Source organism: Leptospira interrogans, assembly GCF_900156205.1.
Classification (GTDB): domain Bacteria; phylum Spirochaetota; class Leptospiria; order Leptospirales; family Leptospiraceae; genus Leptospira; species Leptospira interrogans.
In genome coordinates, this window is the sequence record NZ_FTNA01000011.1 from 34,090 (window position 1) to 58,798 (window position 24,709).

Sequence of the window (24,709 nt, forward strand, 5' to 3'; positions counted from 1 at the left end):
CTGAACTCAATACTCTGATTCCTTCAGAAATCGCTTTCCGCGCCTAAGTTTGTTACTCACGTTGAATAGAACTGAGAAAAAGAAACCTTGGATTCCAAACAACAAAAATTCACAGAAAATAGTATTTCTAACTTAAAAACAATGATTCGTTTCAACTTTACAGAATTCAATTTATGGTTTTAATTCCAACAAATAGGGTAAGATCAATCATTTCCAATTTTCACCCAACGGATTCTTTTTGTAATTAAAACCATTTTCTATAAACAAAACGGATCGACTATTTTTAACGAGACTGAAACTCAACAATACCATAGAATCATAACAGACCAAGAACCTTACTTTGAAAATTCCTCGACAGGTAGGTTCTCCATTCCTACGCTGTAATTCATTCATCAATCCAAAAGAAAGGGTACTTGATCCATATGGCAATTTCACAAATCGCCTTTCATTTCATTTTCACAGTCTTATTCGTAATTGCGAATGTAGTTTTTATTCGTGCGATTTTATATCGCCTCCGGTTGATTTTCAGCGCCAGAAAAGCGGCCGGAACCGAAAACTTTTTGGAAAATCCGAACTGGATCTTCCGAATCAACAGTTTTATTCAAAACGTGATTCTTCAAAAAAAGAATTTTAAAGAACCTCTGCGAGGAATCATGCATGCGTTTATCTTTTACGGTTTTGTAGTTTATACAATCCACACAACGAGCCAGATGATCGCAGGTCTTATCGGATACGGTATGGACGATCCTTATAAATTTTCCTTAGTCGGTTTTTTATTGGGAGAAAGCGCAGGACATACTTATGAGTCCATCGTTCAAGTCGTTTCAATTTTAGTATTGATCGGTTTAGGTTTTTTTGCTTGGAGAAGATGGATTCAAAAAGCCAAAGGATTAGATGTTCATTCTCCAGCATCCGCGATCGTGATCGGGATGATTTCTATTCTGATGATCTCTACCCTTTTAGGAGAAGGCGCCAAGTCTGTAGGAGCTGTTTATGACAGTCCAACGGAAAACGCCTCTTTCTTAGCTGCCGGGATCGGTTCTATTTGGAGATCGATCGGTGTAGAATATTCTACGGCAGATATAGTTTTTCAGATTATGTGGTGGGTTCACATCCTTTCCGTGTTCTCTTTTATGCTTTATGTTCCTACCTCGAAACATGCACACTTAATTTTTGCTCCTTTTAACTACTTTCTTCAATCGGACACTCCTAAAGGTGCCCTTTCCAAACTCAATTTAGAAGATGAGAATGTAGTCTGGGGAGTAAATCGTGTAGAAGATTTTCCTTGGCCCAATCTTTTAGATGGAATGTCTTGTATCGAATGTGGTCGTTGCCAAGTACAATGTCCTGCCAATAGAACCGGAAAAGTTTTAAATCCAAAAGCAATCATCGCTGATCTCAAACACGCTCTTCTGGATAAAATGCCTGAGGTTGCCAAAATCAGAACAGAAGAAACGGATGCAGCAGTTGCAGCCGAAAAAGTAGCCGCGTTAGATACCGCTGTAATCAACTCCTACGAAGGTCTTTCCGAAGAAGCTCTTTGGGGTTGTACTACTTGTTATGCTTGTGTAGAAGCTTGCCCTGTTGGAAACAACCAAGTCAATGCAATCATGGAGATGAGAAGACATTTGGTTCTTGCAGAATCCAAATTCCCTGCAGAACTTCAAAACGCATTCGTAAATATGGAAAACAATTCCAATCCTTGGGGTGTGGGAGCTCATACAAGAGCAGATTGGGCGGAAGGTCTAGGTGTAAAAACCATGGCTGAAGACTCCAACGTAGACGTTCTTTACTGGGTAGGATGTGCTGGCGCTTTTGATGATAGAAACAAAAACATTGCTAAGTCTTTTGTAAAAATTCTACAAAAAGCAGACGTTAAGTTTGGTATTCTCGGAACCGAAGAGAATTGTTCCGGTGATTCCGCAAGAAGAGGTGGTAACGAATATCTCTACCAAACTTTGGCACAAGCAAACGTAGATACGATGAACGGATATAATGTGAAAAAAGTAGTAACCGCTTGTCCGCATTGCTATAACACAATTAAAAACGAATATCCTCAATTTGGAGGAAATTTCGAAGTGGTCCATCACTCAGAATTTATCAATCAACTTGTAAAAGAGAAAAAACTGGACGTTAAAACCGCTGAAGATGCTTCTTCCGGCAAATATACTTATCACGATTCTTGCTACATTGGTCGCTACAATGATAACTACGAAAATCCTAGAGATGTAGTTAAAAAAGTTTCCGGTGGAAAACTGGCGGAACCTTCCGATCATCATACAAAAGGTCTTTGTTGTGGTGCAGGTGGGGCTCAGATGTGGATGGAAGAACAAAATAACGACAGAGTGAACATCAAAAGAACCAAACAACTTTTAGATACGGGAGCGACTACAATCGCAACTGCTTGTCCTTTTTGCGTGACTATGATTACCGACGGCGTAAAACACGAAGGGAAAATTGAAGAGGTAAAGGTAAAAGACATAGCAGAGTTAGTTGCAGATAACTTACAATAGTAAATTCTAATTTACTAAAATATACCGTCAAAACTTTTTGGTGGTAAAAAATCTGATCAAAAAGCCGGTCTCCCATAGCCGGCTTTTTAATATTCTAATATTTAATTTTAAATATTAGAATATTAAATTATAAGAGTTTTAGATTTATCCGCAAAACTCCTATTTGCAAGAGGAGTTCCCACAATTTCAAATTTGACTAACTAACCTTTACTATTAGTCACAAATATTTAACTCAAACCGGCTTTTGTAATAAAAATTTGTAGTATTTTATAGTTCTGAGTAATAGAACACAAAAATCCTTAAGATAAATTTTAATACTATGACACCCTAATATACAAATTTCAACAAAATAAAAATATTAATTTTTTAGAATTTACTATACTGAAATATTTAAAAATAATTTCCAACCATTAGAATATTCATAATTTCTAATTTACTATAAATTTAGCATAAAAAATCGTGGTAAATAAAACACTCAAATATTGCCTTCCTATGGGATCGTAAATACTCTAATTTCTGCAAAATTTAAATCTAATATTGTTCGCCTTACTTACTACAAGTCCTTCGACATATCGTGTTATAGCTCGTTCTATAAATCGCAAATACAATCATTTTCCTCATTTGTTACTCACGTTAATTTACTAATGAAAGTGAATTCAGTATAACAAATACAAAAGTAATTGTAGTTGAAATTCCGAAGGAATTGCGACAGTAAGAAGCAACATTAAGTTCAAGAAACTCAATGAAACGCTTTCTACGAAAGCGTTTCAGATCGCAAAACCATTTTAACTATAAAATCCGCGAGCTGCTGCAACTCAACGAATGCCTCTCTAAGGTCAGTCAGGGAGTTGTTGCTTGAGTTTTTAATTCGCTCAATTCCTTACCACCAAACTCACGTTAATTAAAGTGAATTCAGCGTAATGAATCCATTTTTCTGAAAAAAGTTTGGATTAGAACTTTACAGATCGATTCTTAAAATGTGGGAACTACCACATGAGAACATTATTAGTATGGAAAATCTGCTTTAAACTTTAATACGGATCAATACGACGTAGTCTGTAGGAATTACTGCAAACTTAAATTTTGCAGTAAAATTTTCAAAATGTAGGAACTCATACTTTTAGAAAATTCTTTTTCATTTTCTTACGTCGAACTCACGTTAATTAGATTTAAGAACTGGAGTTTTTAGAATTTGATTCAAAAAACCAATCATCCCACCAAAAACTAAACTTGCTATTATAAGAGGAATTAAATGTGAGTAATGTTTTGGAATGACTACAAGATCTATATACCAAGGTAGATTCAACAATTCTGTAAGTAGAATCGAACTGAACATTTTTGAAAATCCGATTTCTGCTAAAGTTACTACAAATCCGCAAGAAAACCAAAACAACATCCCTTGAATCAAAGTCCACATCGAAGCAGTCGGGTCCGCACTAAATACTAACAAACCTTCTAAAATTGCAACTATAGTTCCAATCAAAAACGCATTTCGCAAACGAATTTTTTGTTCCTTCATAAAATAACTTCCTATAAAATTTATTTTTATTTTAGAATTTGAAATATATCCACAAAGTAAAATAAAATTTATTTTTAAAATTATATTCAAAATTTATTGAATATAATTTTTATGTCAGAGACTTACAACTACTGTCAAAATCCGTCATATATCTATTCTAAATTTTATCAAAAGAATATTTTTTAATTGGTTTTTAAACTAATTATAAAAACTGAATATAGAAATAGAGTTGTTAAAAAATTAATTCTCTATCTTATTTCTATTAAGAGTTTGTCCAAAAACCGTCCAATGTGGGAACTACTACGAAAATTTAACGAGATTAGAACTGCTCGCAAATTTCCAAATGCAACCTAATTCGTAGGAACTACTGCATTTTATTAAAAATTTCTAAAGAATTTCGCGTAAAATTCTTTGAGATTTTGGGACAAACTCTTAATAAAAAAGTCAATTGAAGCAGTTTTGTTAATCGCCACTATGGCATTTTTCAGATAATTATAAAAATTGAATATACCAGTATCCGTTTTCTTGATTCGTATAAAAAATTGGATCAAAATTCTAAAACGGTGACTAAACCTTGATCATTAAAAATTTTAAAATTTGCCCTGATTTGTTTAGAAAGTATATAAACCAAAGTAAAACCAGTAGTCTTAGACTTTTGCAAATCGATTGGAGCTGACATTCCTACTCCATTATCCTTAAGAGTTAATTTATAATTTTCTCCACTTTTAGAAAAATGAATTTCTATATTTGGATCCTTAGATTCTTTAAACGCGTGTGTAAGTGAGTTATTCAAAAGTTCATTAAAAATCATTGCACAAGGAATTGCCGTTTCAATTGGCAGATCAACTTTTTCTATATAATTTAAAATAGTTACATTCGAATCTTTATGTTTACTTTTAAGATTTTCTATAATTTTTTCAATTACATTAGAAAATTCTATACTATGATAGTTATCAGATTTATACAAATAGTTATGTACTTCTGACATTGCAAGAATTCGATTTTGAAATTCAAATAATATCTTTTGTGAATCCGATTTATCATTTCTATGAAGATCCGCAAGACCACTTAATACTTGAAGATTATTCCTAACCCTATGATGAATTTCCTTGATTAGTTCGTCTTTTTCTTTAATATAAGAATTTAAAAGGTTCACAGTCAAAAGCGCGATACTTGTAAAAAAGAAAAAACCTAAAATAGAATCTACTGCAAAATTTGTTTTTAACGTTCCCCTTTGAGAAAGAACATATAAAAAATAAAATATTAGTATAAACGAATAAATAGAAATATAGATAGTAGTTCTAATACTCGTAAAAAGTAGAAATATAATAACAAGAATTGGAAAACTATACAATGCATTTCCATCCGGATCACCAAAAAACAATCCTAAAGTAATTCCTACAACTACGGTAAACAAAGTGAGAATTAAAGCCTTTTGGTATTGTCCATACCAAACCAATATCATCGATAAAAAAGAAAAAGATATCAGCATTATAAAACTAGGACGATAAGTGACTTCATTGAAAAAAAAACAAAAAGTGATTCCAGGAAAAGCAAAAGTTACAAAATTAAAAACAAATAAATATAATGCTCTTATGCGTAAGATAAACGATTCTTGCGAGTAAATGCGTTGAAATCTTTTTAAAATTATATTTTTCAAAAGAATCATAAATTTCGCCATTCAAAGAACCAATGCTATTTGTAACCCTGTTACATCGAATTTCAAACGAAAGGAATACAGGAATTTATATTTAACAACAGAAAAAAAATATCATATACCCTTATCATAATAATTTACTGATTTTGTTTCAAATTGCACGAATCATTCGACTGTAATTTTAAAAAAAATCGAAAAATTAATTTCAAGATTGATAGAGTATCTTACAAATCGATCTGTTTTGTTAAGGTCGTGGAAAAATTAATTTACCAAATTATTGCTCAAAATTCTGCGTTAGACAGTGGATTTATCTTAAAATTTACGCCCACTTTTTATGATGTTATACAGAAATCATTTTTCAAAATTCGCTTAAATCGAATATATTCTAACTTTCGATCCGTAAGATTTTTAAAAGATCTATAAGCATCAATCAAAATTCTAAAACAGCGACCAAACCACGATCGTTAAAAATTTCGAAATTCGCATGAATCTGCCTAGAAAGAATCTGAATTAAAGTAAAACCTATTGTGTTTGAATTTTTCCAATTCTCCGGAATTGCCATTCCCGTTCCGTTGTCCTTGACGGCTAATTTATAAATGGAAACGTTTTTAGAAAAATGAATTTCTATATTTGGATTTTTAGATTCTTTAAATGCATGAATCAGTGAGTTATTCAGAAGTTCATTAAAAATCATTGCACAAGGAATTGCCTTTTCAATTGGCAGATTTATTTTTTCAGAATAATTTAGAATGGTTATCTTAGAATCTTTATGTTTACTTTTAAGATTCTCTATAATTTTTTCAATTACATTAGAAAATTCTATACTATGATAGTTATCAGATTTATACAAATAGTTATGTACTTCTGACATTGCAAGAATCCGATTTTGAAATTCAAATAACACCCTTTGTAAATCGGCATCGTCTTTATTGTGAAGAATGGCGAGACCACTTAATACCTGAAGATTATTCCTAACCCTATGATGAATTTCTTTGATTAATTCATCTTTTTCTTTAATATAAGAATTTAAAAGGTTTACAATTAAAAAAGCAAGGAGCGTAAAAAGAATAAAACCTATAATAGAATCTAGTACAAAAACGCTGTTTAACTTATTCATCAAATTGAGTCTATAAAAAAATAATAGAATCAATATAAACGAAAATAAAGAAATATAAAGAGTAGTTCTAATATCAGTGAATAATAAAAATAAGATCACTAAAATGGAAAGACTCCATAAAGCATTTCCGATCGGATTTCCAAAAAGTAGAACCCACGTAAGTCCCGTAGCCACGGAAAATAAAGTTAGAAACAAAGCTTTTTTAAACTGTCCTATCCAAAGCAAAAATATCGATAAAAAAGAAGCAATTATAAAGAGTATATAACTAGGTCGGTAAGTAGGCTCTTTCTCATTAAAGAAAAACGTAAACGATAAACTCGCAAACATAAAAACTACTACATTAAAAAGAAGCAGATATAGAGCCCTTACCCTTAAGATAAAAGGTTCTTGCGCGTAAATACGTTTGAATTTTTCAAAAACCATACTCTCTGAAAAAGATCCTTCCTAAATTGTTCTATTAAAAAATTCATTTATAATTCTAAGATAGTAAATCCTATTAAGCAGCATTTTAAATTCGACAAAACTTTTTGTATTTTTGCTCCAAAATTAGATCCCCTTAAATCTTTAAATTCTGAAACTTTCTATTTGGACTTTGTTAAACTGCTTAAGTCGATTCAACAAATAGAGAAAAAATTTTCGTATTATTTAACACCCAACGATTAGATTAATCTAATAAAGAAAGAAAAAATTTACGTTTTAAGGGATAGGAAAAATACTTCCAATTTTGATATTCTATTCGAGAAAATTATAAATCAAAAATACTTTATAACTTTTTGAATATTCAAAATGAGTCCTAAACTATTTCAAAATCATTTTGTTCAAAGTAAAAAAATAAGACATTATACTTTTTTAGTGACTTAGCCCAAAATTGATAGATTCAGCCTCTTTTAACACTTCACCTAACTTTAACACGTAACTTTTCTAAGAAATGATAAATATAAAAATCAGAATTTCAACTCTTAAAAAAAGAATCTTATAAGTCCAGTGATACATCCCAAAAAAAATCCCAATATACTTCCGTTAATTCGAATCGTTTCTAAAACGTTTCTAGTTTTCCATTCTAAATTTTTTCTAAGATCCTTAGGCTCCAGACTTTGAAGCCTAACCGTAATTTGCCTTCCGATATAACCAGAAACGTTTTCATCTATACGTTTTTCTACAAATTCTAATACGGCACGAAGAGGTGAGTATTCCTGTAAGGTCTTAACTTCTCCAATTTCTTTAAGATGAGTTTGAATGAGTGCCGCCAAAAGTCGACTAGACTGATCTTTTAAAAATCCCATCAAAGATCGAACCGCCTTTTCCCTTTGGTCCAAACGTAATTCGTTCCAGGAAGATATGTAAGTTTCTGAAGAAGCAGCCATAAGACTGACCAATTTTTCGATCGTTTTTTCGTCCTTAGATTCTATCTCCAAACCTTGTTTTACGTGATTTCCATATTCTTTTAATTTTTTTGGAAAGTCTACGATTAAGTTTAACACTACCTGGGCTACTAAATTCATTTTCCCTAATATTTCCTGAAGCAGAGATTTGAATTCTTCTGTATCTGCAACTTTGATCATAGATTCTCCGATCAAAAGTTTAATTGTATCCATAATTTCTTTTTGTCGATTTAACTCTTTTAATAATGCGACATCGGTTCCGGAAAATTGATAATGAATCAAGTATTGAACAATTTCTTCTTCCACTTTGGAAAAAAGTCCGTTTAACACCTCTTTGGTTTTTTCTTTGTTTCCGAAAGTTTCCAGCAAAACTTCGTGAACCTCGTTTCGGGTAGAAGGGTCTTCTAACACCATTCTGATTCTGGAGCGGATCACCTCGTGGTGTAAAAGATCATTAGCCACCCAATTTCCAATTTCGGTAGAAAGTTTAGAGCCGTCTTCTTCAATCGCTTTATAAGTTTTCCATACGGCAAACCAATCACAAAATCCTCCGATCAAACCTCCTTCCAGAGCGGAAAGTATAATTTTTACAATCGGTGTTTCTGGGTTTCCTAAAAATAGAATAAAAAGTATCGCCGCAGAAAATCCTATCAAAATAGAATTAGAAAGGGTTTGTCTTTTTCTAAAAGGAGTTTTCCGTAGATCTTTTGTAAAGAACGTCAATTAGATACTTTCCTACGTGTTAAGAATGTGGCTCCCAAAAAAGCAAGAGGAAGTAAAAGTTGAACAAACGTAATTAAGTATGTTCGAATATCATAAAATATGAATTCATTTTTTCTTTCTTTAGAACAAAAATAAAATTGATCTTCCAAAGTCCGATAAACTTTTTCTCCTGATACAAGTTTCCAAAGAGGGAAAAAACTGGAATGAACAAGTGTAGGAAAACATACCTCGGATTGTTTTTCTTTTGAAATCTCCCATCTGATTTCGGAATCGCTCCAAGTAACCGGCCAAATTTCTGTAGGTAAACCAACTAAATCTGTTTTAGTTCCTGTTTTATTTTGAAAACTTTCTTTTTCTTTGACCTTTTCCCTAAAACAAGAAGATACTTCGCAAACGTCCGAAAAAGAATTTTGATCTGATTTAAATTCTTCTTTGGAAACAGGAATCAAAGTGAGATTTTGTTCAAATTTTAGATCTAAGACGGATTCTAATTTAAGTTTTTGAAGTGAAAAATCTTCAATTAAAATAGCAATCGGCTTTTTAGGAAGTAGCTCCATAAAAGATCGAGAAGAATTCAATTTCCATAAAATCCATTTTCCTTTTTGATCTATCTTATAAAAATATTTAGGAGACACAATCGCCAATTGATTCAAAGAATCCGAACCAAGCAATACGTAGGAAACCCCTCTTTCGGAAAGTAATTTAGAAAATAATTCTGAAAGTTTTTCTCTTTCAAGAGCAGGATGAAAATTTATTTGTTTCTCTTCTTTGTTTAAAAAAGTCTTTGTTCCTTGTTCCGGAAACAGTCTAATGATTTCTTCAATCGAAGCAGGAAACGATTTTTCAAAACGATTCTTCAAAGTGATATTTCGTCTAATGGATTGTCGGATTAGTACAGAGGCCCAACGAGAGTCCGCAAAATCTTTTTCTTCTAATATTTCTTCGGATGCAATCAAAGCTCCATAAGAAGTTTTTTCAAAAACACGAATCCACTCTTCTTTCTGTTTCCAGATTACAGAAGGATTATCTGTAAAAGTTTCTATCCCAGTGGCTGGCCCCGGAATTGTTACAATAAATCGATATAATCCTAATATGAATAAAATCAAACCACTCCATAATTTCCATTTTCCGGGCGGAAGGTTTTTTAAAAAGAATCTGGCAGTTACAAGTGAAGAAAGAGTCAGAAAGACCAAAGATACGTTTAAGGCCGTATGCCATTTTGCATGTAACCAAGGAAAAATCATAGATAAAGAAGAATCCGTAGCCATCCAATAAAAAAACAAGGCTCCAAATATTAGAAATCTAGAAATTGGAGGTAATAGTTTTCTGATAAACAACAGCCGAATTCCGATCACAAATAAAATTGGAAACAATAGATGAATCCAATATTGATCCATTAAAATCTGTTTTATTAGATCTAAAATTTTCTCTGGCCTTGCAATTGAATTTGAAAACTCTTCTCCTAAAAGAGATAAAAGTCCGTTAATCGGAAAAGAAACAGGAGGATTTTGCTGAAATGAAATATACGCAAAATAATTCCATAATATAGGAAAGGCAAAAAGAAGAGGAACTAGAAAAATCAATAAGATCTCAAGAATTTCAAATTCGTCTTTATAAAAAAGAAAATAGATACCTAATGCTATCAAATAAAACAAAGAAGTTTCGTAGTGTGTATAAAATACGAGAGTTCCAGCGATCAGATTTTTAAAAAAGGAAGAGACTTTTCCGGTATAACGAAATTTTTCCAGATAATAAATAGAAAGCAACGCAATCGCAAGTCCTACCGAAAACGAAATTGAATTTTGAAAAACCCCTACAATTCCTGCACCTACAACACGGTCTCCCGGATATAAAAAATAAAACATAAGTCCAGTTATAGTAAGTAAAGTATTTCCTGGACTGAGATTTGTTTCTGTAAGAAATAAAAATCCTAATTTTAAAAACGCGTATGAAAATAAAAACAGTCCAAGCAAAATTCCTAAATTAAAAGAAACTCCAAAGGGAAGAAAAAATAAAATAAACGTGTGAAGAAAAGAAACCAAAAAAAAGAAAAAAGGGGCTTGGAAATAAAAAATGGGACTGCCCCCTTGTAAGGAACGATCGTATCCAGAAGAAAGAAAATTCTTAAATAGGATCTGATAATCCTGAGCGATTAGATATTGGTTTTGTAAGGATACGAAATCGGGTACTTGATCCGAAAATAAAAATCGAAATTGTACAGATAAAAATAAAAAAACTAAAAAAAATACGAGAGGTTTTCTGGCCGCGTGAGGAATTTTCCATTTCCTCTGTATGATTTGCATGGGATGATTCTTACGAAACCCGATTTCCTGACAAGCAAAACGGGCGTTCTAAATTCCCTTTCAATTCTGCTCCAAGAAAAATTATTCTTCCTTCGCGTTCTCCTGAACGTATTTTTCAAAGTCGTCCTCGGACATAGTATCAGAATAAAGAGGATAAAAAGCGTCTATCAATTCTTCCATCGTTTGAAATTTCGCTCCGTCCATTTTGTAAGACATATCGGACTCCTTTTGGGACTTCAGATTTTTAGCATCAATCAAAATATGATCTTTTTAATACACATTGGTTTGTACAAATCGAACCATCGTCTTGAACTTAAAACCATTTTCATTTTTAAAATTTGTCGTATTGGTCCCTTTTAAAATTAGCTTATAGTTTATCCGAAAACATTCTCTGTTTCTATAATATCAATCGATTTGCGCTGATTTTTTGAAATTTTTGGATAAGCTAAAGTTGAATCATTCGACGAATCAGATCTTTTCTTTTTACAAACTTTTTTCAGTATTTATTTTCTTACAGAATCTCAAAAATAATAGAACTTCATTATATTTCATAAAAAAGCGATTTTGAAATAGATTCAATTCTGATTTAGTTTTTATTTTCCAACCGTTGAGTTTTTTAAGGCCAAAGTTAAAAAAAAATTCGAATATTTACTTTTCTCAAAAGTATAATTTTTTTTTGTAAATAGTTATTAAAAGTTCAAATCAACAAAACTACTTCAATCAACCATTTTCATGTGACAGAAACAAATGGAGAATTCATTTTGCAACAACTTAAAACGATAAAAATCTATAAGAGCTTTATTTTAAATTTATGATCTTTCAACTAACATAGATTATATAAACCTGGGTTATAAAATCATTTCAATGCTGAATTAGGCACTTATTCTATAATTCTAAATTATAGAACCATCCAGAACTTCTTAAGATAAGAATTTTTATTTTGTTAAAGAAGGAATAGAAATCGTTTCTAAAAACGTATTGTATTCTGCACATTCCGGAATTTGATACGTTACGATAGAACCACAATCTGCACGTTTCACACTTTTAATACAAAGTTCTGCTTCTAACTTCAGATTATCGCTGAGCTTTTTTAAAACGATCGGCTCGGACTTATCATAGTCGTAATTAAAATCGCTGTAACACTGAACATTGTCCGGATATGTGAGAGCCGCCTCTTTTCTGAATTTTCCTTCCAAAGAAGAAAGATAAGGCTCTTTACAACGATTCATCTGAGTACAGTACGCGTCCGCGACCCTTTTATAAGTTTCTTCGGATTGGGTAGAATTTTTTTTTCCGCACTGAATTGTAAGAAATCCGGCGAGTATAAATCCGAATATTCGCTTTAAAAAGTCACACATATAGAAAAGAGTAGATACGGAACACTCTTTGGCAAGTTTTTTCCTAACTTTGATTTAGAATTGAAATCTATATTTAAAATCTAAAATAAGCTTAATTTTCGAATTCGGTTTAAATCGAAATTCCAAAAAGTTTCGCGCTATTTTCCAGAAAAATCTTTCTTTTGATCTCCTCGGAAAGAGAAGTATTCAGTAAATTACAAATTGGATGACTAAGAGCGTAAGGTATATTTGGAAAATCCGATCCGAAATGAATTCTATCCGGATAACGTTCTAAAATTTCTAAATAAGAATTCGTATTTTCCCCTATAGCCAAAAAGTCCACAAAGACCATAGTAGTATCCATACGAAGTTCTGGATAAATTTCAAGTAGTTCCGAATATTCCCAAACTTCGGAGGCTCCCATGTGAGCAACTATAACTTTCAATTTCGGATAACGTTCTATAAAAGATTTAAAATATCTAATATTTGTATAAGGTCCCGGAAGTGGCGCGTCACCGGAATGAATTACAATAGGAATTTCTTTTTTTTCGAGATAGTAAAAAGTCTCCGAAAGATCAGCCCTAGTCAAATCCAATCGGCCTACCTCGCAGTGCAGTTTAAAACCACAAAATCCATATTCTTCCACGGCTCTTTTTGTATAATCCAAACAACCTTCTTCTGGAAAAAAAGTTCCAAATAGAATCGCCCCTTTTGTTTTAGTATGAGTTTCATATACCCATCGATTTAAACCTTCTGCCATTTTTGCTTTATGAGCATAGTTTAAAGTTGTAAAATGAAAAATCCGATTTCTATTTAAGATTTCTAAGCGTTTGGTCTCTGTTTCTCGATATGCAATTTCCCAATGAACCCCGTCAAACCACTTCCAAATTTGTTTCATCACATACTCAGGAAAAAAATGAGTATGAATATCGATCAAGAAAGGGATTCCATATTTTTCCATCAGAGGAATGTGTTCCGGAGATTGGTCGTCTCTTAGGGGCGGTAGACATTTTGGATCTTTCCAAGGGAAAGGAGAAGTTTCATTAGAAATTCTATTAGAAGATAGCAAATGATGACAACAGGGCAACATTCGATCAGTTTTCCTACTTTAAAATTCGAGTCAATCGATTGTCTCTTTTTTACTTGACCAATCGATTCCAAAAGTTTCAATAAGCGAAATTTTTTAGAATCGTTTTTAAAAATAGTTTTTTAATATTTTGAATCTTAATTTTATATAAACTAAAAAGTTTTTTGAAAACGGGACAGGAACAAACCTATGCATCTCATATTATCAGCAGTTAAAATCGGAGCCGTTTTATTTTGGATTGTTTTTGGCGCTCTCTTATTCGGTTTCATTTCGGTAGAATCCCATCTTAGTTTTCTAATCAAGGCCGTGGGATATGGAACCTTGGTTGTACATCTTTTAGAAATTGTATATTTCTGGTTTCTCTTAAGGAACAAATCAAATAATCTTTTTTTAGACTGTATTCAAATTCTAATATTCGGAGTCTTTCATATGATTTCCCTCAGAAATAAACGCGCTTAGATGGTGCCTGGAAAATTTTCGTTCCCTAAACTTCTGAGTTTTTTCTATAATTATTGAAAAAATCTATACCTACGATTCACAAAACGGTTTGATTGATTTGTTTTAGAACCTATACCCAAAACCTTAAAATCTATCTTCTTTACTATTGCATGAAAATAATACGATTCTTAATTTTATTTCAAAATTTAAAATGTAGGATCTCATAAAAAAAGCCAACGATTTCAAGTTAAATATAATTTTTTGAGAATTCTGAATCTTTGTAAAATTACCCATTCATTTTCTGGTACTACTTTTATACGTACGAATAACCAATCTCTAACAAAATGTAGTAGTTCCATAAAACAGTCGTATTGAATGATTTATAGTTTTTTCTTAAAAGACGGATTCGTCTTAAAATTGAGTGTCTGGGATCAGTAAAATAAAACAATTCCAGAAAATCAACGAGGCAAACGATTTAGAATATCAGAATATTCTTTTGCCATACCTAAAACAACTTCTCTGGCGGGAATCAATCCTTGAATCTGAGCTACACCGTGTCCGGCAGACCAAATATCTCTCCATCGTTTGTATTCCTGATCCAGATTTTGGGATTGTCCACTATGAGAAAGATCTCCCGCTTTTTCCACAGACTTCTTAAGCCAGTTAGCAGGAATTCCGGATATTTTTTCGGTATATACAATCTCCTCTGGACCGGAATCTATAAGCATTTTCTTATATTCTTCGGAGGCCTGTGCTTCTGGGGTTGCGATCAATCTGGTTCCTACATAAACCGCATCTGCGTCTAACGAAAAAGCGGCCAACATCTGTGCACCGCTAGAAATTGCACCCGCCGCGACAATTGGTAAACCTGTTTCTTTTTTAAGATACGGATAAAGACTAAAAGGGGAAATATTTCCTGCGTGTCCGCCAGCACCTTGTGCAACCGCAATCAAAGCATCCGCTCCCGCCTTTGCAACTATATTCGCATGTTTTAAAGTTGTAACGTCGCAAAATACCTTAGCACCTACACTTTTAGCTTCGTTGACAACCGTACGAGGGCTACCTAAACTAGTGATCAATAGTTCCACCTTAGCGTCCAATACCACCTGTAACTGTTTAGACCAATTTGGGTTATGAGATTTATGAAGTATCAGATTAACTCCAATCGGTTTTTTGGTTTTAGAACGGATTTCCTGAAGACCGTCTTTAAGCTGCTCTGGAGATCTATAGTTGAGAGAAGGAAAACAACCAATTCCACCTGCTTCAGATACTGCCACAACCAAATCAGGATAAGAAACTAAAAACATAGGAGCTCCGATAATAGGTAAATCAATTCCGAGCATTTTTGTAATTCGAGTATTCAATTTCATTTTAAGGATTCTTCCGATTTCTATGTGTTGAAGCAAGTAGGATTTTTTCTTCCCAACGATTCCATATTCAAAAATTCTGTTCCTATGATCGTGGTTGTATCCTCATATAAAGTTTTAGAAGAAAAGATAGAAGAATTCAAAAAGGCCAGTCAAGAAATGGCGAAAGAATCTACAGAATCCGAAGAAGGAGTTTTAAGATTGGATGTACTTCAAGGCGATGGCGACCCAGGCAGATTTCTATTTATGGAAATATATAAAAATGAAACTGCGAGAAAACAACATCTGGAATCACCACAATTTATTTCCTGGAGAAGAGCAGTCCCAGAATGGTTCAGTCAAGGTAGTACTTCTATTCAATACATTCCAGTACATATAGATTTTAAATAACTACACTTATTTAGAACTATTTGACCTCCGTCATAAACACGTTATACGCCTTTTATTTCTATCGTCTTCATACATATCAAAATAACGTAAATTTAGAATCGAATCTTCATTTATAGGAAGAAACTTAAGCACTCTATATTGTATAACTCTGAACAGTAATTCTTCCATTTTAAACGCGTCATTCTCAATTCAGGATCAATCTCTAAATAAAACAATTTCTTTCCAAGAAAATCCAAATCAAATATCCTTAAAAACATATTTAACTAGAAAGATAGCTTTGACTTGACACGAACACTCGTTTTCTATATTCTGTAACTGGATGCCTTACAGATATGACAAGTCGATTTACGGTTGCAATCCACATTCTTTCCCTACTCTCTTTAGGAGAAGGTAAAACTAAAACTTCCGAAGAACTTGCGGAAAGTGTGAACACAAATCCAGTTGTGATCCGCAAAATTCTATCACTTTTAAAAAATCAAGGAATTGTACGAAATCAGATGGGACCAAACGGCGGTTACGTTCTTGCAAAAACTCCGGCGTCTATCAATCTGAAAGAAATCTACGAAGCAATCGACGAAAAGATCTTTCAGATGCATTCTAAATCCCCGAATAAGAAATGTATCTGCGGTCACGCAATCCAACCGATCCTTTCTAAAGTGTATGAAAAAGCACAAAAAGTTTTAGAAGAGGAGTTAGGTTCTACAGATCTAGACTCAATTACAAAAGAAATTCTTAATTTTTCCAAAAAATAACAATAGAAATCATAAGTTTTTATTTCTTTGAAATGGGTTTAATATAAAAACAAATCGTAAACACTCTAGACAAATCGTTTAAAAGATATATAATAATATTATACTATATTGAATTGCATTCAACGTATGGTTCGAGTTTCCAAATAAACCATAACGGTTTTAGTTTTTATAGATCCTATCATCAAATACTATGACTCGGTGCTTAAAATCGCATTATTTCAAACAGCGTTATATTCAAAAATTATTAAGAGTTTATCCTAAAATCTTAGTATCAGTCCTTTGTGGATCTCCAATAAAATATGAAGCTCCACAAATTAAATCATATTATATGATTTATGACTTTTTAGCCTTCTTTTGTTGTTATAATTTTTTATGAGTTCCCACATTTTGTGTAAATAAAACGTCTCGCTTTCTATGGATGCTCGGAAAACTCTCAAACAGGGTCCAGCATCTCGTTTCTATGGGCGCTCAACAGGTTTTGGAACAAATTCTAAGTTTAACGTAAATCCGGTATAATGGAGTCGTTTCTATAAAATTAAATATTCTTAAATGTTGTGACAAAAAGTCGGTTAACGCGAGTTCTATATAATCCAATGCAAAAGCGATTATTATGTTGTGTTCTGTTGAACGACTTAACGTTATGACCCATAGGAAGCAGTATTCTGAGTTCAAAAAGCAGAACACTTTAGTTTGAAAGAGCGTTCTGCTTTAGTTCCCCATCGATCCCTTTCGTATTACTCGCATTAAACGATATTTTGTGATAAACATTTAAATACTCAATTTTGTAGGGATCAATAGTATCTTCTTTTAAATCGATTCCAGTATTGAATCTGCCAATTTTGAATCTCTTTTTTAATCGGAATTGAATGCGAGAGCAACGTATTATCCCATTTTCCATAATAAGCGGCTATAATCAGATTTTCTATTTGAAAGTCTTTTTGATTATTTTTAAAAAAGTTAAAGCGAGAAAAATTGAAGTTTATCAAAACTCGCAAAATTGTTTTCATTAAATTAGAGATCAAATTCAAAATAAAACGAATTAAAAAAACAAAAAATTCTACAATAGAAAATCCTTCTCCGCCAAAATATTCTTTAAAATTCAAAGAAGACCAATCGATTTGAAAATATCGGTTTATATCCTGTACCAAATCATCCACATCGTCTCCGGATATTCTGAGATCCTTAACAATACAAGTTTTCAGTGAAAGTTTATCTAAATCTTTTCTAGTATGTCTAACAATACATATAAAAATCTTTTTAGATATGCGTAAAATATCGATTTTTTCTTGATTACTCAAATTCATAAACAAACCTTATACCTCTCAAAAATAAAATCTTTATTTGAATAAATCTATACATTTTGAAATTTGAATGTAATTTATAATTCCGTAAATTAAAACGTCATTTTAATTTTTTGGCAACCGCACTCGGATCCAAATAAATCATTTCTACAATCTTCAGCACTTTCAAAAAGTTTACAACAAATTCAAGACTTACTTTTTTTAGTTTGTATATTTTCCTTCACGCGGTATTTAACAATTTTTGCAATCAACTTTAAAGGAAGAGGTTGATCAATTGGAAATTGAACCGCACCCTTAGAGGTTTTATATTCGGTTAATTCCGATTGAAACTCCTTAATTCCGCTTGATGTAGGATAAAATCCTATATGTTTTTTATAAGCCGCAAAATAGACTAAGTTACCGTAAAGAGCAAACGTAGGCATTTGATAACTGATTTTTTCTTCTGCGTTAGGCGCCGCTTTTCTAATTGTGGAACGTAACTTCTTTAGTTGATCTTGTAGATCTTTTGGAAAGTTATTTATATATTCGTCTATATTCTTAAAGTTTAATTTTTTTGATTTCATAATCAGAATCCATAAAAATGAATTGTTTCAAAATCCAAGGAACAACTTACTCCAATCTATAAAAAATTGAGTACCGCAAACTCTTATCATAAAACCCTGCTTGAATGCGAGATCTTGGAAATTCTATTTATTATATAGTTCTTTGAGTAAAATCGGAAATTCGTTAATACGAATTTCTATCAAAACTATAAAATGATGTGAGTTCGATGTAAAAAAATTTTCTAAAAGTGTGAGTTCCTACAATTTTAAAATTTGTCCGTAATCCTGGTTTGTAGTAGTAGTTCCTACATCATTTTACAGATAAACCTAAGTTTTGTGGTAGTTCCCACATTTGAAGAATCGATCTGTAAAGTTCAGATTCTAACTCTTTTCAGAATCATGAGTTCCTTACGTCGAGCTCATGTTAAAATAAATGAATATTCAGAATAGAAGTCAGCATAAACTAGACCGACAAAGATTCTCTACGTAAAAATCAATTTTTCCTAAAAAAATTAAATGTGGGAACTCATACTTTTTAGAATTCATCTGCAAAATACAGACCTGCAGGAACTCACATTTTTTTCAAAAAACCTTTTCTAATATCTCGTCGAACTTCAGATCCTCAGTAAAATACAGTAGTTCCTACATTGTAAGAGACATAACAGATAAATTCAAAACAATCCAGTATGGATCCCTCGATTTATGGATAAAATTATATGGGAAACGAAATGAATTTTTTTATTTTATAAATAGTTCACCAAACAACGATTTTATGAAGAAATTCGATATTTAAGATTATTATTCTGGATTTTACAAAAATTCCCATAGAATTTAATCTTTCTACTTTTGTAAAAAATCGTTCTTTACTTGACTGGATTTTCTCAAAATAGAATCTTTTAAGAAATTTTTTAAAAAAATAGGCGAAGAAACCTATAAAGATTACTTCGCCTCAAAGACATCTGGTGCAAATACAAAATGTATGACTCCGAAAAAAGTCGGATTCTTACTTGATCGAATATTTTTTTATGCTCAAAACTATATATGAAAATGTTCAAAATTCTGGCTTTTAAACCGCCTGTATTCGGCTCAAAATTTATAATACTTAAATTCTATAAAAATTAATCTATCATCCCATTTGTATTAAAAAAATGCTCATCTGCTATTTTTGAGATGATTCTACTTTTAAAAATTTACTCAAATACTAGGTGGATAATCTAAAAGGGTAATCTCCGGATTTTTCTTTTGAAAATATCCCTTATCCCACTCGGTATCAAAAAGAAGAGCCGCCCTACCGCCTCGATCTGTCACAAGGTTTGCAGAAGAAGGAACCTTTCCTAAATCTTCCTGACCAATCCAACAGGAAATTACATAAGGTAAAATCGTAATCGTAGAAGGAGCGTTGTATTCATCTAAAAGTCTTCTTCTAAAAACTTCAAACTGAAGTTGCCCCATTGCTCCAATAATGGGCAGTCCCCCTCCAATCGTCTGAGAAGAAAATAAATGGAGAATTCCCTCTTCCGCTAATTGATCAATACCTTTTCGAAAACTTTTCATACTTGAGGTGTCGGAAGAAGAAATCGTAGCAAAAAGTTCAGGCGCAAATACAGGAAGAGATTTTAAATCAGGAACCTTAGAAGAAGCTACAATGTCCCCAATCGCATACGTTCCAGGATTTACTAAACCGATGATGTCTCCCGGATAAGCCTCATCTACGGTGTTTCTGTCTTGGCCAAAAAACGCAAAAGAAGATGAAAGTTTCACCGATTTTCCAAGCCTTCCATGAAGCACGTTAAGTCCTCTTTCAAACTTACCAGACGTCACACGCAAAAATGCAATTCGATCCCTATGTTGCCGATTCATATTTGCTTGAACCTTAAATATAAATCCGCTGAACGGCGTCTGTATCGGATCCAATTTAGATCCGTCTTTTAAAGGAAAAAATAAAGGAGGAGGAGCGATCTTAATAAATTCGTCTAAAAATAATTGAATCCCAAAATTGTTCACGGCAGAACCAAAAAAAACAGGAGTGATTTTAGAATCTAAAAAATCTTCCTGACTGAATTCTGAGATTCCGCCTTCTACCAACTCCAATTCTTCCCGAAAGGTTTTGATCACCCAGTCTTCAAATCTAGAATCTAACTCGGGATCATTTACACCGGAGGTTTGAAAAGTAGACTTCTGACTTCCTCCAGGAGTTTTATCGTATGTTAGAATTTTCTTATCTTTGCGGGAATAAACTCCACTAAAATCGACTCCAGTTCCAATCGGCCATACCATTGGCACAGCTGAAATTTCTAGAACCTTTTCGATTTCATCTAAAAGAGAAAAAAGATTTTTAGTTGGTCTATCCATTTTGTTGATGAAGGTTACGATTGGAATTCCACGATCTCTACAAACTTTAAACAACTTAATCGTTTGAGGTTCTACTCCTTTACCTGCGTCTAACACCATCACTGCGGTATCCGCTGCGATCAAAGTGCGATATGTATCTTCTGAAAAATCTTCGTGACCGGGTGTATCCAATAAATTGAGAACGTGTCCAGAATATTCAAACTGAAGCGCTGCGGAAGTAATAGAAATTCCTTTTTCTTTTTCCATCTCCATCCAATCGGAAGTAGCAGCCTTTCGATTTTTTCGGGCTTTTACCGCTCCAGCGAGTTGAATCGCACCTCCATACAATAGAAGTTTTTCTGTAAGAGTCGTTTTTCCTGCGTCAGGGTGGGCAATAATCGCGAAGGTTCTTCTTCTACGAGTTTCTTCCTCGATAGTTCGATTTGATTTTTGTTCCACTGTATCACTCACTATTTTGCTCCGCCCTCCTTCCAGATTTTTTTTATAAAACCGACTGTCATCCACTAAACCGAATAGGCAATTGCTTCTACTGATCCCAACCAAGTTGAGTGCCATAAATTTTTATTGCAAAGTACTGTTTCAGGGTAGAATACTGGGAACTTTATTTTATAGTTCCGAGTAATAAAAAGTTTAATCTAGTTATCTTGAGTTCATCGTAAGAAAATTAGAAAGAATTTTTATAAGTGTGAGTTCCTACACTTTTCAAAGTTAGTCCGTAAGACCTAGATTTGTGGGAACTATTACATTTTTCAAAGTTAGTCCGTAAAATACAGATTTGTGGGAACTATTACAAATCTTATCCTCTTAAGAGATTAAGAAACTTTTAAACTATCAAACTTATATATGAGTTCCTACAAATTAAAGAAAATGAATTTAGTATAACAAATCGCATTTACAAATAGTGGGAAGTTCCCACAAATTACATCTCTTTTTATCTGCTTTGCGATAAGATAAGGAAGGATTTTTATTAAAAAAATTACCGCAGTAGTTCCCACAAATTTGGAAAAAATAATTTCCAGAAAACAAAAAACTAGGTCGGAACTCCGCTAAAAAAATTACAATAATAAACACTCAACCCAGATTCAGTTTTAAAATCACATCGTCTTGAGAAACCATATTACCTTCTTTGACTAAAACTTCCTCTACGATTCCATCTCCGGGAGAAAGCAGATTATTTTCCATCTTCATCGCCTCCACAATCGCAAGTACAGAACCTTTTTTAACCGTAGTTCCAACAGAAACTCCAATTCGAATCACTTTACCAGGCATCGGACTTTTGATCAGACCGCCACTTCCTTCCTCCAAATGGATTTCTCGATTGGAAAGAAGCACCTTCGTATTCCAGCCTTTATGATGAATGAAGATTTGATTTCCTTTTCGGAGAATTCTCCAATGGTTTCCGGGTCCGGAAAAAAGCCCATTTCCTTCGCTCTGAAAATTTCTAGAAATTCTAAAATCGTGAACAACTCCGCCTAACGTAATCGATACGGAAACGTCTCCGGGAGAACCGGAACGCACTCGAACCGGAATTTCTTCTTCTCTATGTCTAAATCGAAAATTTTCTTCGATCACCAGAAACCTCCCGGACCTACCGCCTCCCAAATTCCCTGGGATTTTTTCTTTTCAGAAAGTGCAGCTGCCGCAAAGGAAAACGCATCTGCTTGAACGTCCTTTTCAGGAGTAAATAAAATCGTTTGTTCTTCCAAAAAATGAGTATGGGTATTCCCTTTTTTAAATTCTTCATGAGAAAGAATTCCAGATAAATAAAAGGTATTGGTTACAGGTCCGAAGATCACTGTCGAATCTATAGATTCTTTAAGACGAGCAGTACACTCTTCTCTGGTTTTTCCCCAAGCGATCATCTTAGCGATCATAGGATCGTAATAAACTGTAATCTCAGAACCAGTTTCCACCCCAGTATCTACACGTAAAAACTCACGATCCGGAAATTCAATATATTCTAATATACCCGTAGAAGGTAAAAAGTTATTTTCAGGATCTTCCGCATAGATACGAGCTTCAATTGCATGTCCATTTTGAATGACGGTTTTTCCTTTTGTGAGTTCGGAAAGTTTTTTGCCTTCCGCCACTTGGATCTGCCATTCTACAAGATCCTGACCGGTAATATATTCCGTTACCGGATGTTCCACTTGAAGCCTTGTGTTCATTTCTAGAAAATAAAACTTATTATCTTTTCCTAAAATAAATTCTACGGTTCCTGCTCCCACATAACCAATAGACTGTGCGGCTTTAACAGCTACCCTACAAATTTCATCCCGAAGAGAAATTGGCAAATTTGGAGCAGGAGATTCTTCAATTACCTTTTGGTGTCTTCTTTGAATCGAACATTCTCGTTCAAAAAGATGCATAACGTTTCCGTGTTTATCTCCAAAAACCTGCACTTCAATATGCCTAGGAGTTTCTACGTATTTTTCTAAAAAAACGGTCCCATCTCCAAAAGCTTTTTGCGCTTCTCTTTGCGCCGATTCAAGTGCGAAAAGAAATTCTTCGGATTTATAAACCCGTTTCATTCCCTTTCCACCTCCTCCGGCGGTCGCCTTAATCATCAAAGGATAACCGATTTTCTCGGCTTCCTTTTGAAGTATTTTAGGATCCTGATTTTGTCCGTTGTAACCTGGAACAACCGGAACTCCAGACGCTTCCATTTTAATCCTGGAATTGATCTTATCCCCCATGAGTTCCATCGATTCCGGACTAGGACCTAAAAATAACACATTCTCTTTTTCTAATGCTTTTGCAAATTCACTTTTTTCGGATAAAAATCCATAACCTGGATGAACCGCATCCGTCTTTGTCTTTTTAATCGCTTCGAGAATATTAGAAATATTTAAATAAGAAGAAGCAGGACTAGGCTCTCCTACATATACTGATTCGTCCGCAAGTTTTACGTGTGGAGAATCTCTATCCGCATCCGAATAAATCGCAACGGTTTTGATTCCCAGCTTTTTACAAGTACGGATCACTCGAACCGCAATTTCTCCACGGTTCGCAATCAGAAGTTTAGAAATCAAGATACAAGCACCGATTCTTTTTGCACTTCGGATGAAAGCATAGAATCAAGAGCTTTCTTTTCCCGATCCATAGTTTCGAAAATAAAATCTTTAAATTCTTCCCAAGAAGAATATTGTGTAGGATCGTAGATTCCCGCCTGTTTATAAGCTACGACAAATCCTTTTTCCAGTGTTTGATACCCTGTCAGTCCGGATTTTAATACGATTGCCACTGGAATTTTATTTTCCCATGCAAGTTTAATCATTCCTTTTTGTAAGGGCTGAATTTCTTCCCGATAGGAATTATGACCTTCCGGATATACTACAAAAGAAGTGGTATCCAAACCTTTCAGTACGTTTCTGACAGAAACTGCAATCGTAGCCGCCTTTGTAGTTTCAAATACCTGTGAACCCATTGCCCTCATCCACCAATATGCGATCAGAGTTTTTTTAATCACTTGGTTAGCAAGATAAGGTTTATTGATCACAAGACAATCGTAGGGAAAATCTAACTCGTTCACATGATTTGAAAAAATCATATGACCTTTGGGTGGAATCTGAAAATCTCCGATTTTGAAAAATCGAGTTTTAGTCATCCAGATAATAGCATCCGCCCAAACCGCAGATCCTTTTAAAAAAGAAGCATTTTTTCTTTTCTGATTTCCGATTAAGGCAAAAAACAATCCCGCAACTAGACTTGGGAAAGCGAAACTAAATACTAAAACGATTGTTATTAAATATGTTTTAAGTACAATTTTACGGTAGGATTTCGGAAAACGGCCCAAACGGCTTTCCATAAATTTCAACGGGTTCATCGAGGCTATCTTCCAAAAGAATCTTTTTTAGAAAAGCTAGTTTTGAGGGGAAAAAGTTTGTAATGTGGGAACTCCCACTTTTTCAGAATTCCACTGTAAAACT

19 protein-coding genes are annotated in these 24,709 nt (G+C 33.4%); 4 read left to right on the plus strand and 15 right to left on the minus strand.

Going from position 1 to position 24,709, the window contains the following annotated elements; translation table 11 throughout:
* The first annotated feature begins 422 nt into the window (after positions 1–422).
* Positions 423–2,513: a heterodisulfide reductase-related iron-sulfur binding cluster gene (locus tag BW942_RS10600; protein WP_001018338.1), complete on the plus strand. Its 2,091-nt coding sequence runs from the start codon at positions 423–425 to the stop codon at positions 2,511–2,513.
* 1,159 nt (positions 2,514–3,672) lie between these two features.
* Here BW942_RS10600 and BW942_RS10605 read toward each other — a convergent pair.
* From BW942_RS10605 to BW942_RS10645, 8 genes are all read right to left on the minus strand, one after another.
* On the minus strand, positions 3,673–4,032 hold the full coding sequence (locus tag BW942_RS10605) for a hypothetical protein (protein ID WP_000662997.1): 360 nt from the start codon (positions 4,030–4,032) through the stop codon (positions 3,673–3,675).
* Positions 4,033–4,579: 547 nt separating this feature from the next.
* Entirely contained in the window at positions 4,580–5,524 is a 945-nt protein-coding gene (locus BW942_RS10610) for a sensor histidine kinase (protein WP_002095428.1), read from the minus strand.
* Between the two features lie 595 nt (positions 5,525–6,119).
* On the minus strand, positions 6,120–7,229 hold the full coding sequence (locus BW942_RS10620) for a sensor histidine kinase (RefSeq protein WP_000230917.1): 1,110 nt from the start codon (positions 7,227–7,229) through the stop codon (positions 6,120–6,122).
* A gap of 536 nt (positions 7,230–7,765) precedes the next feature.
* Positions 7,766–8,911: a DUF445 family protein gene (locus BW942_RS10625; protein ID WP_000142586.1), complete on the minus strand. Its 1,146-nt coding sequence runs from the start codon at positions 8,909–8,911 to the stop codon at positions 7,766–7,768.
* Positions 8,908–11,214 (minus strand): hypothetical protein, encoded by a 2,307-nt coding sequence (locus tag BW942_RS10630; protein ID WP_001165798.1) that lies wholly within the window; start codon positions 11,212–11,214, stop codon positions 8,908–8,910. The genes BW942_RS10625 and BW942_RS10630 overlap by 4 nt, the downstream gene beginning before the upstream one ends.
* Before the next feature lie 81 nt (positions 11,215–11,295).
* Positions 11,296–11,430 carry a hypothetical protein gene (locus BW942_RS21980; RefSeq protein WP_000120676.1) on the minus strand — a complete coding sequence of 45 codons (135 nt, stop codon included), beginning with the start codon at positions 11,428–11,430 and terminating at the stop codon, positions 11,296–11,298.
* Positions 11,431–12,149: 719 nt separating this feature from the next.
* Positions 12,150–12,572: an LA_2478/LA_2722/LA_4182 family protein gene (locus BW942_RS10640; protein WP_000332802.1), complete on the minus strand. Its 423-nt coding sequence runs from the start codon at positions 12,570–12,572 to the stop codon at positions 12,150–12,152.
* A 109-nt stretch (positions 12,573–12,681) separates the two neighbouring features.
* Positions 12,682–13,641, minus strand: coding sequence for an amidohydrolase family protein (locus BW942_RS10645; RefSeq protein WP_000936204.1), 960 nt, complete (start codon positions 13,639–13,641; stop codon positions 12,682–12,684).
* A gap of 186 nt (positions 13,642–13,827) precedes the next feature.
* Here BW942_RS10645 and BW942_RS10655 point away from each other — a divergent pair, with 186 nt between their 5' ends.
* Entirely contained in the window at positions 13,828–14,097 is a 270-nt protein-coding gene (locus tag BW942_RS10655; RefSeq protein WP_000550164.1) for a hypothetical protein, read from the plus strand.
* 437 nt (positions 14,098–14,534) lie between these two features.
* Here BW942_RS10655 and BW942_RS10660 read toward each other — a convergent pair whose 3' ends face one another.
* Positions 14,535–15,446, minus strand: coding sequence for an NAD(P)H-dependent flavin oxidoreductase (locus BW942_RS10660; protein WP_001983101.1), 912 nt, complete (start codon positions 15,444–15,446; stop codon positions 14,535–14,537).
* An 84-nt stretch (positions 15,447–15,530) separates the two neighbouring features.
* Here BW942_RS10660 and BW942_RS10665 point away from each other — a divergent pair, with 84 nt between their 5' ends.
* Together BW942_RS10665 and BW942_RS10670 are read left to right on the plus strand one after the other, a co-directional pair.
* On the plus strand, positions 15,531–15,833 hold the full coding sequence (locus BW942_RS10665) for a putative quinol monooxygenase (RefSeq protein WP_025176935.1): 303 nt from the start codon (positions 15,531–15,533) through the stop codon (positions 15,831–15,833).
* 332 nt (positions 15,834–16,165) lie between these two features.
* A complete protein-coding gene (locus tag BW942_RS10670) occupies positions 16,166–16,585 on the plus strand; it encodes an Rrf2 family transcriptional regulator (protein ID WP_000203920.1) in 420 nt (139 codons plus the stop codon).
* 791 nt (positions 16,586–17,376) lie between these two features.
* Here BW942_RS10670 and BW942_RS10675 read toward each other — a convergent pair.
* The 6 genes from BW942_RS10675 to BW942_RS10705 form a co-directional block, all read right to left on the minus strand.
* Positions 17,377–17,889, minus strand: coding sequence for a DUF1493 family protein (locus tag BW942_RS10675; RefSeq protein ID WP_001054312.1), 513 nt, complete (start codon positions 17,887–17,889; stop codon positions 17,377–17,379).
* 182 nt (positions 17,890–18,071) lie between these two features.
* Positions 18,072–18,449 carry an iron chaperone gene (locus BW942_RS10680; protein WP_000837198.1) on the minus strand — a complete coding sequence of 126 codons (378 nt, stop codon included), beginning with the start codon at positions 18,447–18,449 and terminating at the stop codon, positions 18,072–18,074.
* Positions 18,450–19,622: 1,173 nt separating this feature from the next.
* Positions 19,623–21,335 (minus strand): peptide chain release factor 3, encoded by a 1,713-nt coding sequence (locus tag BW942_RS10685; RefSeq protein ID WP_001207220.1) that lies wholly within the window; start codon positions 21,333–21,335, stop codon positions 19,623–19,625.
* Positions 21,336–21,851: 516 nt separating this feature from the next.
* Positions 21,852–22,352 carry an acyl-CoA carboxylase biotin carboxyl carrier protein subunit gene (locus BW942_RS10695; RefSeq protein WP_000568847.1) on the minus strand — a complete coding sequence of 167 codons (501 nt, stop codon included), beginning with the start codon at positions 22,350–22,352 and terminating at the stop codon, positions 21,852–21,854.
* Positions 22,349–23,812, minus strand: a complete 1,464-nt coding sequence (locus BW942_RS10700; RefSeq protein WP_000623974.1) for an acetyl-CoA carboxylase biotin carboxylase subunit — start codon at positions 23,810–23,812, stop codon at positions 22,349–22,351. Before BW942_RS10700 ends, BW942_RS10695 begins: the two co-directional genes overlap by 4 nt.
* On the minus strand, positions 23,809–24,606 hold the full coding sequence (locus BW942_RS10705) for a lysophospholipid acyltransferase family protein (protein ID WP_001068702.1): 798 nt from the start codon (positions 24,604–24,606) through the stop codon (positions 23,809–23,811). Before BW942_RS10705 ends, BW942_RS10700 begins: the two co-directional genes overlap by 4 nt.
* Between the last annotated feature and the right edge of the window lie 103 nt (positions 24,607–24,709).

Coding starts and splice junctions, on each gene's coding strand:
- BW942_RS10600 (WP_001018338.1), top strand. CDS start 423: ATGGCAATTTCACAAATCGCCTTTCATTTCATTTTCACAGTCTTATTC.
- BW942_RS10605 (WP_000662997.1), bottom strand. CDS start 4,032: ATGAAGGAACAAAAAATTCGTTTGCGAAATGCGTTTTTGATTGGAACT.
- BW942_RS10610 (WP_002095428.1), bottom strand. CDS start 5,524: ATGCTGATATCTTTTTCTTTTTTATCGATGATATTGGTTTGGTATGGA.
- BW942_RS10620 (WP_000230917.1), bottom strand. CDS start 7,229: ATGGTTTTTGAAAAATTCAAACGTATTTACGCGCAAGAACCTTTTATC.
- BW942_RS10630 (WP_001165798.1), bottom strand. CDS start 11,214: ATGCAAATCATACAGAGGAAATGGAAAATTCCTCACGCGGCCAGAAAA.
- BW942_RS21980 (WP_000120676.1), bottom strand. CDS start 11,430: ATGTCTTACAAAATGGACGGAGCGAAATTTCAAACGATGGAAGAATTG.
- BW942_RS10640 (WP_000332802.1), bottom strand. CDS start 12,572: ATGTGTGACTTTTTAAAGCGAATATTCGGATTTATACTCGCCGGATTT.
- BW942_RS10645 (WP_000936204.1), bottom strand. CDS start 13,641: ATGTTGCCCTGTTGTCATCATTTGCTATCTTCTAATAGAATTTCTAAT.
- BW942_RS10655 (WP_000550164.1), top strand. CDS start 13,828: ATGCATCTCATATTATCAGCAGTTAAAATCGGAGCCGTTTTATTTTGG.
- BW942_RS10660 (WP_001983101.1), bottom strand. CDS start 15,446: ATGAAATTGAATACTCGAATTACAAAAATGCTCGGAATTGATTTACCT.
- BW942_RS10665 (WP_025176935.1), top strand. CDS start 15,531: ATGATCGTGGTTGTATCCTCATATAAAGTTTTAGAAGAAAAGATAGAA.
- BW942_RS10670 (WP_000203920.1), top strand. CDS start 16,166: ATGACAAGTCGATTTACGGTTGCAATCCACATTCTTTCCCTACTCTCT.
- BW942_RS10675 (WP_001054312.1), bottom strand. CDS start 17,889: ATGAATTTGAGTAATCAAGAAAAAATCGATATTTTACGCATATCTAAA.
- BW942_RS10680 (WP_000837198.1), bottom strand. CDS start 18,449: ATGAAATCAAAAAAATTAAACTTTAAGAATATAGACGAATATATAAAT.
- BW942_RS10685 (WP_001207220.1), bottom strand. CDS start 21,335: ATGGCACTCAACTTGGTTGGGATCAGTAGAAGCAATTGCCTATTCGGT.
- BW942_RS10705 (WP_001068702.1), bottom strand. CDS start 24,606: ATGAACCCGTTGAAATTTATGGAAAGCCGTTTGGGCCGTTTTCCGAAA.